This window comes from Streptomyces coryli (assembly GCF_011044975.1).
Lineage (GTDB): Bacteria > Actinomycetota > Actinomycetes > Streptomycetales > Streptomycetaceae > Streptomyces > Streptomyces coryli.
Genome location: NZ_JAAKZV010000005.1, coordinates 1 through 15784 on the forward strand (window position 1 = coordinate 1; position 15784 = coordinate 15784).

A 15784-nucleotide genomic window follows, 5' to 3' on the forward strand; every position below is an offset into this window, starting at 1 on the left:
CCACCCGACCTCTCCTGGCGCCCCGCCGCCAACGCCCAGCACGCCTACCGCATCCAGGTCGCCACCACCCCCGACCTCCTGACCCACAACACCCCCGACCTCTGGGACAGCGGCCAGGTCACCGCCCCGCACAGCACCTCCGTGCCCTACGCCGGCAAGCCCCTCGCCGCCGCCCAGCGCGCCCACTGGCGGGTCCGCGTCTGGGACGAGCACGGCGAGCCCTCCGCCTGGAGCGCCACCGCGACCTGGGAGACCGGGCTGCCGACCGCCGCCGACTGGGCCGGTGCCCGCTGGGTGACCGCCCCCGAGTGGGCCCCGCCCGCCACCGACGCGCACGACCCCGAACGCGCCCTACCGCTGCTGGCCCGGGACTTCGAGCTGCCCCGCCCCGTAGTGAAGGCGCGCCTCTACGCCACCGCACTCGGCCTCTACGTCCCCACCCTCAACGGCCGCCCCATCGCAGCCGCCGTCCTCGAACCCGCCAACACCGCCTACGACAAACGCCTCCTCTACACCACCTACGACGTCACCCACGCCCTCACCCCAGGCCCCAACACCCTCGGCTGCCTCCTCGCCGGCGGCCTCGCCCACGTCCCCGACGTGCCCGGCCGCTACCAGAAGCTCCGCGTCGACTACGGCCTGCCGAGGCTGCTGGCCCTGCTCCGCGTCGAGCACGACGACGGCTCCGTAACGACCATCGGCACCGACGAGCAATGGCGTACGGCACCCGGCCCCGTCACCGTCTCCGACTGGTTCGGCGGCGAGGACCACGACGCCCGGCGCGAGCACCCCGGCTGGGACGCACCCGGCGCGGACCTCACCGGCTGGCAGCCCGTCGTCACCGCACCAGCCTCCGACGCGCAGCTCTCAGCGATCGCGCACCCCCCGGTCGAAGCCGTCGACGAGCTCACCCCGACCACCATCACCCAACCCCAACCAGGCATCTACGTCGCCGACTTCGGCACCAACATCGCCGGCCGCCCCGAGCTCCGCGTCACCGGCCCCGCCGACACCACCGTCACCCTCCGCCCCGCCGAGCTGCTCCATGACGACGGCACCGTCAACCAGCGCTTCACCGGCCGCCCCTGCTACGACGCGTACACCCTCAAAGGCGCCGCCACCCCCGAGACCTGGCAGCCGCAGACCGTCTACCACGGCTTCCGCTACGTCCAGATCGAAGGCCTGCCCCACCCCGCCGACCACGACACCGTCCGCGCCCACGTCCTCCGCGCCGCCAACCACCCCGCAGGCGGCTTCTCCTGCTCCGACGAGCTGCTCTCCGCCGTGCACCGGATCACCGACCGGGCGGTGCAGTCGAACATGTACAGCCTCCTCACCGACTGCCCGCACCGCGAAAAGCTCGGCTGGCTGGAGCAGGCCCACCTGGTCTTCCCCGCCGTCGCGAACAACTACGACGTCGCCGCCTACTTCCGCAAGCTGGTACGCGACATGGCGGACGCCCAGACCGACACCGGCCTGGTGCCGAGCATCGCGCCCGAATACAAGGTCTTCGAGGACAAGTTCCGCGACGACCCCAACTGGGGCGGCGCCATCATCCTCACCCCCTGGCAGCTGTACCGCACCTACGGCGACACCGCCACGCTGCGCACCCACTACCCCCACATGCGGCGCTACCTGGACCACCTCGCCTCCCGCGCCGACGGCGACGGCCTCCTGACCCACGGCCTCGGCGACTGGATGGCCTTCGACATGACCACCCCGAAGGCGGTCACCGCCACCTTCGGCTACGGCCGCGCCGCCGCCGCGCTGTCCCGTATTGCCGCGGTCCTCGGCGACACCGACGGCGAACGCACGTACGCCGCCCTGGCCGAGCGCCTCCGCCGCGCCTTCCACGACGCCTTCTTCGACCCGGCCGGACACACCTACGCCACTGGCAGCCAGGCCGCCGACGCCCTCGCCTTCGACCTCGGCGCCGTCCCGGAAGCCGAGCGCGACGCGGTCCTCGCCCACCTCGTCGACTCCGTCCGGGCGGCCGGCGACCACGTCACCGTCGGCGAGATCGCGCTGCCCTCGCTGCTGCGGGTGCTCTCCGCGTACGGCCGGGACGACGTCGTGTACGACCTCGTCAGCCGCACGGACAGCCCCAGTTACGGCTACCAGGTGGTGCACGGCGCCACCGCGCTCACCGAGCGCTGGGACGGCCCCACCCGCGGCTCCTCGCAGAACCACCTGATGCTCGGCGCGATCGAGGAGTGGTTCTACGGCTCCCTCGCCGGCATCGGCCAGGCCGCCGACTCGGTCGCCTTCGCCCGGATCGTCATCCGCCCCACCCCCGTTGGAGACCTCTCGCATGCCGACGCCTGGTACGACACCCCGCGCGGCCGGGTCCGCAGCAGCTGGCAGCGGTCCGCGGACGGCGGCTTCACCCTCGACGTCACCGTGCCGCCGGGCGCGCCCGCCAGGATCGAGCTGCCGCTGCCTGACGGCGGCCGCGCCATCCACGAAGCCGCGCCCGGCACCCGGCGGTTCACCGCTCCGGCGTGAGCGGGAAGTACACCGCGTACGGCTCGTCCTCCACCTCGTGCAGCGGCACAAAGCGCAGCCCCCGGTCCTGGCCGCGGGCCCGCCACGAGCCGCGCCAGGCGAACGGGTCGCGCTCCTCGTCCGGGACCAGGACCGTCTCCGGCCGCCCGGGGTCGCCGACCAGCCGCCGCTCCTCCTCGCACAGCCCGGCCAGCACCACCGGCCCGTCGCGGAAGGCCACCGCCTCGGGCCGGTCCGGCAGCGGCACGGCGCGCAGCGATCGCGGCAGCCGCAGCCGTACGACATCGTCGCGCCACTCGCGACGCAGCGTCACCCAGCCGGAGCCGTCCGGGAGCGGCTGCGGCTCGCCGTTGACCGTCAGCTCCACCGGGCCGCCCGCCCACTCCGGCACCCGCAGCGCCAGCGCGAACTCCACTGGGACAGCGGCCCGCACGGTCAGCTCGATGCTCCAGCGCTCCGGCCGGCGGGTCGCGCCCCGGTCGCCGCCCGCCGCGATATGCGTACCCACCTCGGGGTCGGGCCGCTGGGTGATCTCCACCCCGTCCCAGGTCAGCACCGACGGGATGTACTGGCCGACGGCCACACCCCCGTCGAAGCCGTAAAAGGCCCGGGCGTCGTGCAAGGTATGCGCCTGCACCATCGTGCCGTAGCAGCACCAGAAGCTCTCCGTCGCCGTGCCCCACTCCTTCCGCGCGCCAGGGCGCAGCGGCAGGTAGTACGCGGCCATGCCGGTCCGCGGGTGCTGCTGGGCCAGCAGGCCGTTGTAGAGCCCGAGTTCGATGTAGTCGGCATACTGCGCCTCGCCGGTCCAGCGCAGCAGCACATCCGCGAGCCGCAGCATGTTGTGGACCGAGCAGTGCTCCTGTGTCTTCAGGCCCAGCCGCGCCGCGAACTCATGCGGCGGCGTCCACACCTCGAAGCTCGTCTGGCCGCCGGTGGCGAACTGCCCGCGGTCGGTCACCGCGCACCGCCAGTACGCCTCCACCACCTCCCGCCAGCGCCGCTCGCCGGTCACCTCGTAGGCGCGGGCGGCGCCCAGCGCCTCCGGAATGGTGGTGTTGGCATGCCGGTTGGTGAGCGGATCCTCCCCCTTCAGCAGCGGCTCGAAAAGCCGCGGCCGGTCGTAGCGCCGCATCAGCTCCAGGTGGGCGGCGTCGCCGGTGATCCCGTACAGGTCCGCCCACACCTCGAGCATGCCGCCCGTCTCGTGGTCGAGGATGTCGTCCAGCTGCTCGCGGGAGAAGGCCGCGGTCCAGCGGCAAAACCAGCGGGCGGCATTCACCACAGTCTCCAGCGCCGTCGCGCTCCCCAGGTAGCGATACGCGTCGAGCAACCCCATCAGCGTCTTGTGCACGGTGTAGTGCGGCGCCCACACCGCCTTCCCGGCCGCGATCCGGTGCAGGTACTTCTCCGGGATCGAGAACACCCACTCGCCGCCGTTCTCACGCTGCAGCGCCGCCAGCCGGTCCACGATGCCCTCGGCCTTGGCGCGCAGTTCCGCATCGCCGGTGGCGGAGACGAGCCGGGCGGCGGCGGACAGCCAGTGGCCCAGGAAGTGGCCGCGCAGCTGCGAGTCGAGGCCCTCCCAGCCGCCGTACCGCCGGCCCGGTTCGGGCGCGGCGGCGGGCGTGAAGAGCGCGGCCTCGTGCACGTACGGGCGCAGCAGCTGCCCGCTCTCCAGGCTCATCAGATAGCGCCGCACCAGGTCTCGGCGGCGCCGGAACGGGTTCGGCAGCTCGGTGTAGTCGATGCGCCCGAGGCCGGGCAGCAGGCGGACGCGGTCGGGCGGGAACGCGGTGAGCGGCGGCAGCGATGGCATCGCTTCAGACAGCCCGTAACAGCCTTTGTCTGTCAATACCCTGGCATGGAGGCATAAGTTGTTGCCCTATTACGCGGACTTCGCCCCCGGCACCCGGCGCCGCCGGCCCCGCGCCGCCTTCACCTCGGACGCGGGCCGGCTCGACCTCTCCGGGACCTGGCTGTTCCGGCTCTCGGACACGGCGACCGGAGCACCCCTGAACTTCCTCGGCCCGGAGCCGCCGGGCGAGGGCTTCACCGAGCTGCCCGTGCCCTCGCACTGGGTGCTGCACGGCCACGGCACCCCCCGCTACACCAACACCGCCTACCCGTTCCCGATCGACCCGCCGCACGTCCCGGACGCCAACCCCACCGGCGACCACCGCCTCGACTTCGAGCTGCCCGCCGACTGGCGGCGGGCCGGCAGCGTGCTGCGCTTCGAGGGCGTCGACTCCTGCTTCCGGGTATGGCTCAACGGCCGGGAGCTCGGCACGTCCAAGGGCAGCCGGCTGCCCGCCGAGTTCGCCGCCGGCCCGGCGCTGCACCCCGGCCGCAACGTCCTCGCCGTCCGCGTCCACCGCTGGTCGTCCGGCAGCTACCTGGAGGACCAGGACATGTGGTGGCTGCCCGGGATCTTCCGCGAGGTGAGCCTGCTGGAGCGCCCGGCCGGCGGCGTCGCCGACTTCTTCGTCCACGCCGGTTACGACCACGCCACCGGCCGCGGCACGCTGCACGTGGACGCCGACGCCCCCGCCCACGTGCACGTCCCGGAGCTCGGCATCGAGGGCCTGCCCGTAGGAGAGGAGACGTCGATCGGCGGCGTCGAGCCGTGGTCGGCGGAGCTGCCCCGCCTCTACGACGGACTCCTCGAAGCACCGGGCGAGCGCATCCCGCTGCGCATCGGCTTCCGCACCGTCGCCATCACGGACGGCCTGCTCACCGCCAACGGCCGCCCCCTGCTGCTCCGCGGCGTCAACCGGCACGAGCACGACTGCGACCGCGGCCGCGCCCTCGACCTGGCCACGATGCGCGAAGACGTGCTGCAGATGAAGCGGCACAACATCAACGCCGTACGCACCGCGCACTACCCGCCGCACCCCGCCTTCCTCGACCTCTGCGACGAGCTCGGCCTCTGGGTCGTCGACGAGTGCGACATCGAGACGCACGGCTTCATCCTCGCCGACTGGCGCGGCAATCCGGCCGACGATCCGCGCTGGGAGCCGATGTTCCTCGACCGCATGCGCCGCATGGTCGAGCGGGACAAGAACCACCCCAGCGTCGTCATCTGGTCGCTCGGCAACGAGAGCCACCACGGCAGCAACTTCGCCGCCCTCGGCGACTGGACCCGCACCCGCGACCCCGACCGCCCGCTGCATTACGAGCGCGACCGCAGCTACCGGCACTCCGACTTCTACAGCCTGATGTACGCCCCGGTCCCGGAGGTCGAGCGCATCGGCCGGCGCGAGGAGGTCGTCCCGCCGGAGACCGCCGACGACCCGGAGCTGGAGGCCAGACGGCGCTCGCTGCCCTTCCTGCTCATCGAGTACGCGCACGCCATGGGCAACGGACCCGGCTCCCTGGCCGCGTACCGGCGCGCCTTCGAGGCGCACCCGCGCTGCCAGGGCGGCTTCGTCTGGGAGTGGATCGACCACGGCTTCCGCCGCCGCACCGCCGACGGACGCGAATACTTCGGCTACGGCGGCGACTTCGGCGACCAGCCGCACGGCGGCACCTTCTGCATCGACGGCCTGCTCTTCCCCGACCGGGCCCCGTCACCGGGCCTGGCCGAGCTGAAGAAGGCGTACGAGCCGGTGACCCTCACCGCCGACCCGGCGGCGCGCGAGGTGCACATCGCCAACCGCCACGACCTGCGCGACCTGGCGCACCTGCGGTTCACGTGGACGCTGGAGGACGCGGGGACGGCGCTCGGCTCCGGCGAGCTGAAGGCGCCGGACGTACCCGCGCGCGGCGAGGCGGTGGCCGAGCTCCCTGAACTCCCGGTGCCGGCGCGGGCGGCGGGCGAGGTGTGGCTGACCGTACGCGCCGTGCTGGCGGCGGACGAGCCCTGGGCGCCGGCCGGGCACGAGGTGGCGTGGACGCAGGCCCGGGTGCGGGCGAGGACGGCGAGGACCAAGCCCGCGGCCTTCTCCGGACGTCCGCGCCGTACGGACCACGACGTGCTCATGGAAGACGCGGCCTTCGACGCCCGCACCGGCGTCCTGCGCCGCCTCGGCCCGCTGGAGCTCGACGGGCCCCGCCTCGACATCTGGCGCGCCCCCACCGACAACGACCGGGGGATGGGCCCCAACTCCGCCGCCAAGGACTGGCACCGTGCCGGCCTCGACCGCATGGAGACGCGCACCGTCGCCGTCCGCGCCACCGGTGCCCGCGTCCTGGTCGAGACCCACACCGGCCCGGCCGGAACGGACCGCGCGCTGCGCGCCCACTGGAAGTGGACCGCCACCGGCAGCGCGCTCCGGCTCGCCCTCCGCGTCGTCCCGGAAGGCCCGTGGGACGGACTCTGCCTCCCGCGGCTCGGCGTCCGGCTGACGCTGCCCGCGGCGTACGACGCGGTGCGCTGGTACGGGCTGGGCCCGGGGGAGGCGTACCCGGACAGCAGGGAAGCCGCCAGAGTCGGGCTGTTCACGGCCACCGTCGCCGAGCTGCAGACCCCCTACGTCGTCCCGCAGGAGAACGGCCACCGCGCCGAGCTGCGCTGGGCCGAACTGACCGGCGCCGACGCCCCGTGCGGGCTGCGGATCGAGGGCGAGCCGCACTTCGGCCTCACCGCCCGCCGCTGGACCAGCGCCGACCTGGACGCCGCCCGGCACCCCACCGACCTGGTGGAACGGGACGCGCTGTACGTCAACCTCGACCACGCCCAGCACGGCCTGGGCAGCGCCTCCTGCGGCCCGGGGCCGCTGGCGGAACACCGACTGACGCCCGCGGAGTCGACGTTCACCCTGGTCTTCCGCACCCTCCCGTCCGGCGGTGCGCCGTGAGCGCCGTCGACACCCGGGCGTGCGGCTCAGCCCTCCGACCGCAGCACCCGGACGTCCCAGCCGCCGAGCCCGATCCCGGCGCCTGCCGCGATCCGCTCGCCGGTGAGCACGTCCGCGAGCGCCTCCGGCGCCACGATCCGGGCCGGCGTCCAGCTCCAGTTGTGCGCGAACCACAGGCGCTCGCCGGCGGCGTTACGGGCCGAGGTTACGGTCATCGAGTCCGGCAGGCCGGACCACAGTTGCCGCACCCCGGCACCCGGCGCGACGAACTCGGCCAGCGCCGCCGCGAACGCGGCGTCCGGCAGCGTTCCCACATACGTCACCCGGCCCGCCCCGTGGGCATGCGTCGTAGCGGCCGGCCAGCGGCCGAAGTGCGGGTGCTCGTACCAGGCCAGTGCCTCGGCTCCCTCGGGAATCAGGCCGTCCGCCCACGCCGTCGCCTCGGCCCTCGCCGGCAGCCGCAGCCCGGAGCCGTCGGCGGGCCGCACCGGCACCGGCTCCCGCAGGTTGGCGTACTCCTCGTAGCGCAGACCCGCCGCCGCCCGCAGCGGCCCGGGCGCGACCTCCGCCCGCGCCCGCGCCTCGCCGTCGCCGTACCCGGTGCGGAAGGTGAGCAGCAGGTGCCCGCCGGCCCGCGCGTACCCTTCGAGGAGTTCCAGCACGGCGTCGTCCGCCGCGTACAGCGCCGGCGCCACCAGCACCGGCCAGGCCCGCGCCAGCTCCTCCGCCGACCGCGGCAGCTGCGGCACGTTCAGCACGGCCGCCTGCCGCCCGGCGTCGAAGAAGCCCTGGTAGAAGGCCCCGAAGATCCGGGTGTACGAGCCCGGGTCCGGCTCGTACCCGCCACCCGGCCGGGCCAGCGGCGGCTGATGCTGGAAGGCCCAGTCGCTCTCCGCCGACCGCACGAACGCCACGTCCGCATCCGGCACCAGCCCGCGCAGCGCCTCGTCCGCGGCCGCCAGCTCCCGGGCGATCCGCCCGGCCTCCCGCAGCACCCGGCCGGGGCGCAGCGAGTGGCCGAGCAGCCCGCCCCAGTACGTCTCGTGCCCGGAGTGCAGCGTGTGCCAGTGCCAATAGGCCACCTGCCGGGCCCCACGCGCGACCAGCGCCCACGCCGCCTGGCGCAACTGGCCCTCGTACGGCGGGTGGTTGGTGTGCGCCCCGCCGATGGAGGTGGCGCCCGTCTCGGTGACGTGGAACGGCGCCTGCTTCGAGCCGCGGGCGCGGTCCGCGGCCTGGTACAGCTGCGCCACGCCCTGCCCGAACCAGCCGCCGTCGTGGCGCCGGCCCGGGTCCGGCAGCGCCAGCTCGTCCTGGGTCGCGTAGTAGACGTTCGCGGAGGCCACGTCGAGGCCGCGGTTGAGCGCCACGTCGTCGACCGCCGGGCGGGTGTAGGCGAGACAGGTCGTGACGTACTGGCCGGGGCGCGCCAGCTCGCGTACGAGTCCGGCCTGCCACGCGATGAACTCCGTGGTCAGGTCCGCCTGATAGCGGCGCCACGCCAGGTCGTACGCGGGGGTGGTGTTGCCGTCCGGCGGCCACAGTTCGTCCCACGAACCGATCCGGTGCGACCAATAGGCAAGCCCCCAGCGCGCGTTGAGCACCTCCACGCTGCCGTAGCGCTCCTCGAGCCGGGCCACGAAGCCGGCGAACACCTCCGGATTGTGGATCAGATGCAGCCCCGGCTCGTTGTCCACCTGGTAGCCGATGACGGCCGGATGGTCCGCGTACCGGCCGACGACCTGCCGCACCACCCGCTCCGCATAGCCGCGGAAGACCGGACTGGTGAAGTCCACCTCCTGCCGCGCGCCCCACGCCACCCGGCGCCCGCCGCGCAACTGCACCGCCAGCTCCGGGTGTTTGCGCTGCAGCCACGGCGGGACCGCGTACGTCGGGGTGCCGAGCAGCACGCCGATCCCGCGCGCCCGCGCCCCGTCGAGCACCGGCCGCAGCCAGTCCAGGTCGAAGACCCCGTCCCGGGGCTCCCACGTCGACCAGACGGACTCGCCGACGCGGATGAGCGTCAGGCCCGTCTCGGCCATCAGGTCGAGGTCCGCCTCGAGGCGGTCGTACGGCATGTACTCGGCGTAATAGGCGGCACCCAGGCGGACTGTCGGCATCGCCCGAAGCTGGCAGAGGCCGCTGCCCGCGGTCAATATCCCCGTAAATGGATAGGAATTTATGGATACGTACGCACCTGCCTGGGACTCCCTGCGCCGCCATCGCATCCCGCGCTGGTTCCAGGAGGCCAAGCTCGGCATCTGGGCCCACTGGGGACCGCAGTCGGTGGCGCGGGCCGGCGACTGGTACGCCCGGCACCTCTACGGCCCGTTCGCCGGCACCGAGGGCTTCGAGCAGAAGCGCTCCCGCCGCCAGACCGCCCTGCACCGGGAGCGGTACGGGCACCCCACCGAGTTCGGCCACAAGGACCTGTGCCGGCTGTGGCGCGCCGAGAAGTTCGACCCGGAGGCGCTGATGGACCGCTTCCGGCGCACCGGCGCGCGCTACTTCGTCTCGATGGCCGCGCACTGCGACAACTTCGACCTCTGGGACTCGGCCCACCAGCCGTGGAACGCCGTCAGCATCGGCCCCCGCTCCGACATCGTCGCCCGCTGGGCGGACGCCGCCCGCGGCGCGGGGCTGCGCTTCGGGATCAGCATGCACGCCGGATCGTGGACCTGGCGCTGGCTGGACGCCGCGCACGCGGCCGACACCGAAGGCCCGTATGCCGGCGTCCCGTACGACGGCCGCCTCACCGCAGCGGACGGCCGCGGCACCTGGTGGGAGGGCCTGGACCCGCGCGCGCTGTACGGACCGCCGCGCAGCCCCGGCGACCCGCCGCCACCGGATTTCATCGGCAACTTCTACGCCCGGCTGCGCGACGTCACCGATCGGCACACGCCGGAGCTGGTCTACCTCGACGACTCCCGGCTGCCCTTCGACGAGGGCAGCGTCTGCCCGGCGAACCCGCCCAGCGGGGAGGGCCTGGCCTACCTCGCCGACTACTACGCGGCGGCGCCCGAGGGCGTGGTGAGCATCAAGACGGTGCCCGCGGCCGACCGTCAGGCCGTGCTCCTGGACGTCGAGCGGCATCAGCTCGGCGCTACGGACCCGGAGCCGTGGCAGTACGACACGAGCATCGGCGACTGGTACTACCGCGACGGCGAGCGCTACAAGACCGCGGGCGAGATCGTGCACCTGCTCATCGACACCGTCAGCAAGAACGGCTGCCTGCTGCTCAACGTCCCCCAGCTGCCGGACGGCACCATCGACGACGAGACGGCGGCCGTCCTCGACGCCCTGTCCGCCTGGACGGACGCCTGCGGCGAGGGCGTCTTCGACACCCGGCCCTGGCGGGTCTACGGCGAGGGCCCGAGCGGCGTCGAGGGCGCGAAGGCGCGCGAGAAGACCATCGCGTACACGCCGGAGGACGTGCGCTTCACCTGCCGCGGCGAGACCGTGTACGCCCACCTCATGGCCTGGCCGCCCGCCCGTACCGCCGTCCTCCGCAGCCTCGGCACCGCCGCCGGCCTGCTCGGCCGCGCACCGCGCCGGGTCGAACTCCTCGGCGACGGCACGCCCTTGCGCTTCACCCGGCACCCCGAGGCGCTGCACGTCGAGCTGCCGGAGACGCCGCCGACCGAGCATGTGCAGGTGCTGCGGATCGAGTGATCCGGCTGGTACGAATCGTCTCGTACGCAGTGGATCACCGGCAGGCGAGAGGACACCCGCATGACAGGCATACCCAGCGGACCGCGCGAGCTCGGCCGGACCGGCGTCCACGTCCCGCCGCTCGGGCTCGGCTGCGCCCCGCTCGGCGACGATGCCGCGCCGGGTGCGGAGCAGCGCTCGGCCGCCGTGGTGGAGGCGGCGCTCGCGGCCGGCTGCGGCTACCTGGACACCGCGCCGCACTACGGCGCCGGCGTCTCCGAGGAGCGGCTGGGCCGCGCGCTGGCCGGCCGCGACCGCGACGCGTACGTGCTCTCCACGAAGGCCGGCCGGCGGCTGACCGGCGGTGGCGCCCGTGTATGGGACCTGAGCCGCGACGGCATCCGCGCCACCGTCGAGGACTCGCTGCGTCGGCTCGGCACCGACCGCCTCGACATCCTGCTGCTGCACGACGTCGACCACCATGCCCGCGAGGTCTACGAGACCGGCTTCCCGGCGCTCGCCGAGCTGCGCGACGAGAAGCTGGTCAAGGCGATCGGCTTCGGCATGAACGACGCAGCGGCGCTGGCCCGTTACGTATCGGACCTCGACGCCGACGTGGTGCTGTGCGCCGGCCGCTACACGCTCCTGGACACCAGCGCGCACGACACGCTGCTGCCGCTGTGCGAGCGGCGCGGCACGGCGGTCGTCCTCGGCGGCGTCTACAACAGCGGCCTGCTGGCCGACCCCCGTCCCGGCGCCAGCTACGACTACCGGGAGGCCCCGCCCGCCCTGGTCGCCCGGGCCCGCGAACTGGACCGGGTGTGCGCGGCGTTCGACGTCCCGCTCCAGGCGGCCGCGCTGCGCTTCGGCTTCGGCCATCCGGCGGTGGCCGCCGAAGTGGTAGGGGCACGCACCGCCGAGGAAGTGCGGTCGAACGCCACGTACTTCGCGCACCCCATCCCGGAGGCGCTGTGGCGAGCCCTCGCCGACGAGGGCCTGCTGCCCCCGGACATACCGCTGCCCGCCGGGGAGCCGAGTGCCTGACCCCCGGCGGGAACGGACATGCAAGGAGTCCTCACCGGCTTCGCCGTGCTCGCCACGGTGATCGCGGTCGGCTACGTCCTCGGCCGCCGCGGCCACCTGGGACCCGACGGAGCCGCCGTCCTGACCCGGCTGGCCTTCAACGTGGCCACCCCGGCCCTGCTGTTCAGCACGCTGCTGGACGCGGAACTGTCCATGATCCTTTCCGGGCGCCTGCTGATCACCGCGATCGGCACCGCCGCCGCGGCGGCGCTCTTCATCGCGGTCGCGGCGATACGGAGCTGGAGCATCGGTTACACGACGGTGGGCGCGCTGTGCTCCGCCTACGTGAACGCGGGAAACCTCGGCATCCCGATCGCCGCCTACGTCCTCGGCGACGCCTCGCTCATCGCCCCGGTGATGCTCTTCCAGCAACTCATCGCCGCGCCCATCGCCCTGGCGGTGCTGGACCTGACGCGGGAGGGCGACCGGGTCTCGCTGCTCCGCCGCCTCACGGCACCGGTGCGCAATCCGGTGACGATCGGCGCACTGACCGGCGTCGCCGTGGCGGCGACCGGATGGACGGTCCCCGGCCCCGTGCTGGAACCCGTGGTCCTCATCGGGAACATGGCCGTACCGGCGGTGCTGCTGGCCTTCGGCATCTCCCTCTACGGAAGCGGCGTGCCCGGCCGCGGCCGCGACGGCCCCGCCGTCCTGCTGGCCACCACGCTCAAGACCATCGCCCAGCCGCTCATCGTCTGGGCCCTGGCCACCGGGGTCTTCCACCTCGGCGGCACGGCCCTGCGGGATGTCGTCGTCACCTCGGCCTTGCCGGCGGCGCAGAACATCTACACGTACGCCGCCCACTACCGCGTCGCGGAGCGCTTCGCGCGCGACGCCGTGCTCCTTTCCACGCTCGTGTCTGCGCCGGTTCTGGTGGTTGTGGCGACCCTTCTCGGATGAAATGAGGTCTGTTCCCGTGAGTCCGAAGCATGAAGCAGCGAACACCAGCGTGGTGGGCGTCCGATTCGAGTACGTGGACGAGGTCTTAGGCGTCTCGGAGCCGCGTTTGTCCTGGCAGGTGGGTACGGACGACCCCGGCTGGCGGCAGACGGCGTACGAGATCGAGCGGGACGGGGACACGGTCGAGCGGGTCGCGTCCGAGGCGCAGGTGCTCGTCCCGTGGCCGTTCGAGCCGCTGGGCTCACGCACCCGTGTGAGGGTCCGGATCCGCGTGGCGTGCGGCGGACAGTGGAGCGACTGGAGCGACCCCGCCACCGCGGAGACGGGGCTGCTGCGGCCCGAGGACTGGACCGCCCGCTTCATCACCCCACGGGACCACGGCGCTCTGGACGCCCCGGCCCCCGAACTCCTCCGCACCTTCACGGTGCGCCCCGGCGTGGCCTCCGCCCGCCTCTACGCCACCGCCCACGGCCTGTACACCGCCTCCCTGAACGCCAGCCGGATCGGTGACCAGGTACTCGCGCCCGGGTGGACCAGCTACCGACACCGCCTCCGCTACCAGACGTACGACGTGACCGGACTGCTGCGCGAGGGCGAGAACACGCTCGCCGCGGTGCTCGGAAACGGCTGGTACCGCGGCTATCTCGGCTGGTGGGGCGCTAGGGCCCACTACGGCGACCGCCTGGCCCTGCTCGCGCAGTTGGAGATCCGCTACCGCGACGGGACAGTCGACGTGATCGGCACCGACGAGGACTGGCGGGCCCGGGACTCGGCGATCCTCGCCGACGACTTGTACAACGGGCAGCGCACCGATCTGCGGCACGCGCCCGGCGCGGCGACCGGCAAGGTGGAGGTGCTGTCCACCCGGGAAGCGCCCCTGGACCGGCTGGTCGCCCCGGTCGGCCCGCCCGTCCGCGTCACCGAGGTGCTGCCCGCGGTCGAGGTCCTGCAGTCCCCGTCCGGGCGCACCCTCGTCGACTTCGGGCAGAACGTGGTGGGCTGGGTGCGGCTGCGCGTGCGCGGCGCCACGGGCGGGCAGGAGGTCACGGTCCGGCACGCCGAAGTCCTGGAGGACGGGGAGCTGTGCACGAGACCGCTGCGGACGGCCGATGCCACCGACTCGTATCTCCTCACCGAGGCCGACGAGTTGATCCTGGAGCCGTCCTTCACCTTCCACGGCTTCCGCTACGCCGAGATCACCGGGATGACCGGGCTCCGCCCCGAGGATCTGCAGGCAGTGGTGACCGGGAGCGAACTGCGGCGGACCGGCTGGTTCTCGTGCTCCGACCCTGAGCTGACGCAATTCCACGAGAACGTCGTCCGAAGCACGCTGGGCAACTTCCTCGACGTACCGACGGATTGCCCCCAGCGCGACGAGCGGATGGGCTGGACCGGCGACATCCAGATCTTCGCGCCGACCGCCGCCTTCCTCTTCGACACCGCCGGCTTCCTGTCCAACTGGCTGCGCGACCTGACGGCCGACCAGCACGCCGACGGCGCGGTCCCGTGGGTGATCCCGGACGTCCTCGGCACCGAAGTGCCCGCCGCAGCGGCCTGGGGAGACGCGGCCGCGGTGGTGCCGTGGGTGCTCCACGAGCGATACGGCGACGTAGGGGTGCTGGAGCGGCAGTACGCGAGTGCGCGTGCGTGGGTCGACAAGGCGGCCTCGCTGACTACCGGCGGAGTCTGGGCGGAGGGCTTCCAGTTCGGCGACTGGCTCGACCCGGCGGCCCCGCCGGACGACCCCTTCGCCGCCCGTACGCCCCCGGACGTCGTCGCCACCGCATGCCTGGCCCGCTGCGCGGACCTCGTCGCCCGCACCGCCCGGGTGCTCAGCCGCACCGAGGACGCGGCCACGTACGCGACGCTGGCCAACCGCACCCGGCAGGCCTTCACCCGCGCCTTCGTCACCGAGGCCGGCCGCATCCTGGGCGACTCACCCACCGCCTACGCCATAGCGTTGGAATGGGATCTGCTGCCGACGGCCGGGCAGCGTACGGCTGCCGGCGACCGCCTGGCCGACCTGGTCCGTACGAACGGCTTCCACATCGCCACCGGCTTCGTCGGCACCCCACTGATGACCGACGCGCTGACGAACGCCGGCCACCCCGAACTCGCCCACCGGCTGCTGCTGTCCAAGACCTGCCCGTCCTGGCTCTACCCCGTGACCATGGGCGCCACCTCAGTCTGGGAACGCTGGGACAGCATGCTGCCCGACGGCACGGTGAACCCTGGCCAGATGACGTCGTTCAACCACTACGCGCTGGGCGCCGTCGCCGACTGGATGCACCGGACGGTGGCGGGCCTCGCCCCCGCCGAGCCCGGATACCGGCGGATCACGGTGCGCCCACAGCCGCCCGGGACCCTCACACACGCCTCGGCCCGCCACCTGACGCCGTACGGCGAGGCATCGGTGAGCTGGCGACGCGCCGATGGCCGCTTCCACCTGGAGGTGGTGGTGCCACCGGGAGCCAGCGCCTCGGTGTACCTCCCCGGCGGAGAACACTCGCCCGAGTCCGTAAGCCACGGCACGAGCCGCTGGGCGACCGACGACCCTGATGCGCGGGAACGCTCAAGGGTGACCACCGTCCGGGAACTGATCGACGACCGCGCCCACTGGGACGAGGCGGTCCGGATCTTCGCCGAACACGGGGTACCGGCGACAGCCCTGGCCCACCGCCTGGAACCCTTCCTGAACGTGCCCCTGCACAGGCTGCCCGCCCTCATGAACAGCGTGATCTTCGCAGGCAAGGGCCACCGGGCCGCCACCGAACTGAATGAACGGATCACGAACGAGCCCCCGCCGGACAGCGACCGATGATCCGCCCGGCTCCCCGGCCCCCTCG

Annotated in this window: 8 protein-coding genes; 6 read left to right on the forward strand and 2 right to left on the reverse strand. The window is 73.4% G+C overall.

The genetic code is table 11. The features are described from left to right. Positions 1 to 2505, forward strand: a 2505-nt coding sequence (locus tag G5C51_RS02465) for an alpha-L-rhamnosidase (RefSeq protein ID WP_165230778.1), incomplete at its 5' end; no start/stop codon positions are given. On the opposite strand, the gene G5C51_RS02470 is transcribed toward G5C51_RS02465, so the two are convergent. Further along, complete coding sequence (locus G5C51_RS02470) at positions 2489 to 4324, reverse strand: beta-L-arabinofuranosidase domain-containing protein (RefSeq protein WP_165230781.1); 1836 nt, start codon at positions 4322 to 4324, stop codon at positions 2489 to 2491. The two genes, G5C51_RS02465 and G5C51_RS02470, sit on opposite strands and share 17 nt — an antisense overlap. A 58-nt stretch (positions 4325 to 4382) precedes the next feature. On the opposite strand from G5C51_RS02470, the gene G5C51_RS02475 reads away from it, so the two are divergent. Next, a complete protein-coding gene (locus G5C51_RS02475) occupies positions 4383 to 7304 on the forward strand; it encodes a glycoside hydrolase family 2 TIM barrel-domain containing protein (RefSeq protein WP_240929335.1) in 2922 nt (973 codons plus the stop codon). A 26-nt stretch (positions 7305 to 7330) separates the two neighbouring features. Here the strand turns inward: G5C51_RS02475 and G5C51_RS02480 are convergent, their stop codons facing one another. After that, positions 7331 to 9424, reverse strand: coding sequence for a beta-galactosidase (locus G5C51_RS02480; protein ID WP_165230784.1), 2094 nt, complete (start codon positions 9422 to 9424; stop codon positions 7331 to 7333). Positions 9425 to 9485: 61 nt separating this feature from the next. Here G5C51_RS02480 and G5C51_RS02485 point away from each other — a divergent pair, with 61 nt between their 5' ends. The 4 genes from G5C51_RS02485 to G5C51_RS02500 are packed head-to-tail and all read left to right on the forward strand — an operon-like array spanning position 9486 to position 15759. Beyond that, a complete protein-coding gene (locus tag G5C51_RS02485) occupies positions 9486 to 10976 on the forward strand; it encodes an alpha-L-fucosidase (protein WP_165230787.1) in 1491 nt (496 codons plus the stop codon). 60 nt (positions 10977 to 11036) lie between these two features. Further along, positions 11037 to 11999: an aldo/keto reductase gene (locus G5C51_RS02490; RefSeq protein ID WP_165230790.1), complete on the forward strand. Its 963-nt coding sequence runs from the start codon at positions 11037 to 11039 to the stop codon at positions 11997 to 11999. An 18-nt stretch (positions 12000 to 12017) separates the two neighbouring features. After that, positions 12018 to 12938, forward strand: a complete 921-nt coding sequence (locus tag G5C51_RS02495; protein WP_165230792.1) for an AEC family transporter — start codon at positions 12018 to 12020, stop codon at positions 12936 to 12938. Positions 12939 to 12954: 16 nt separating this feature from the next. After that, positions 12955 to 15759: a family 78 glycoside hydrolase catalytic domain gene (locus G5C51_RS02500; RefSeq protein WP_338117984.1), complete on the forward strand. Its 2805-nt coding sequence runs from the start codon at positions 12955 to 12957 to the stop codon at positions 15757 to 15759. Positions 15760 to 15784 lie beyond the last annotated feature (25 nt).

What these genes read in the sequence shown, in the direction of transcription:
- G5C51_RS02470 (WP_165230781.1), bottom strand. Translation starts at nt 4,324, where the DNA reads ATGCCATCGCTGCCGCCGCTCACCGCGTTCCCGCCCGACCGCGTCCGC.
- G5C51_RS02480 (WP_165230784.1), bottom strand. Translation starts at nt 9,424, where the DNA reads ATGCCGACAGTCCGCCTGGGTGCCGCCTATTACGCCGAGTACATGCCG.
- G5C51_RS02485 (WP_165230787.1), top strand. Translation starts at nt 9,486, where the DNA reads ATGGATACGTACGCACCTGCCTGGGACTCCCTGCGCCGCCATCGCATC.
- G5C51_RS02490 (WP_165230790.1), top strand. Translation starts at nt 11,037, where the DNA reads ATGACAGGCATACCCAGCGGACCGCGCGAGCTCGGCCGGACCGGCGTC.
- G5C51_RS02495 (WP_165230792.1), top strand. Translation starts at nt 12,018, where the DNA reads ATGCAAGGAGTCCTCACCGGCTTCGCCGTGCTCGCCACGGTGATCGCG.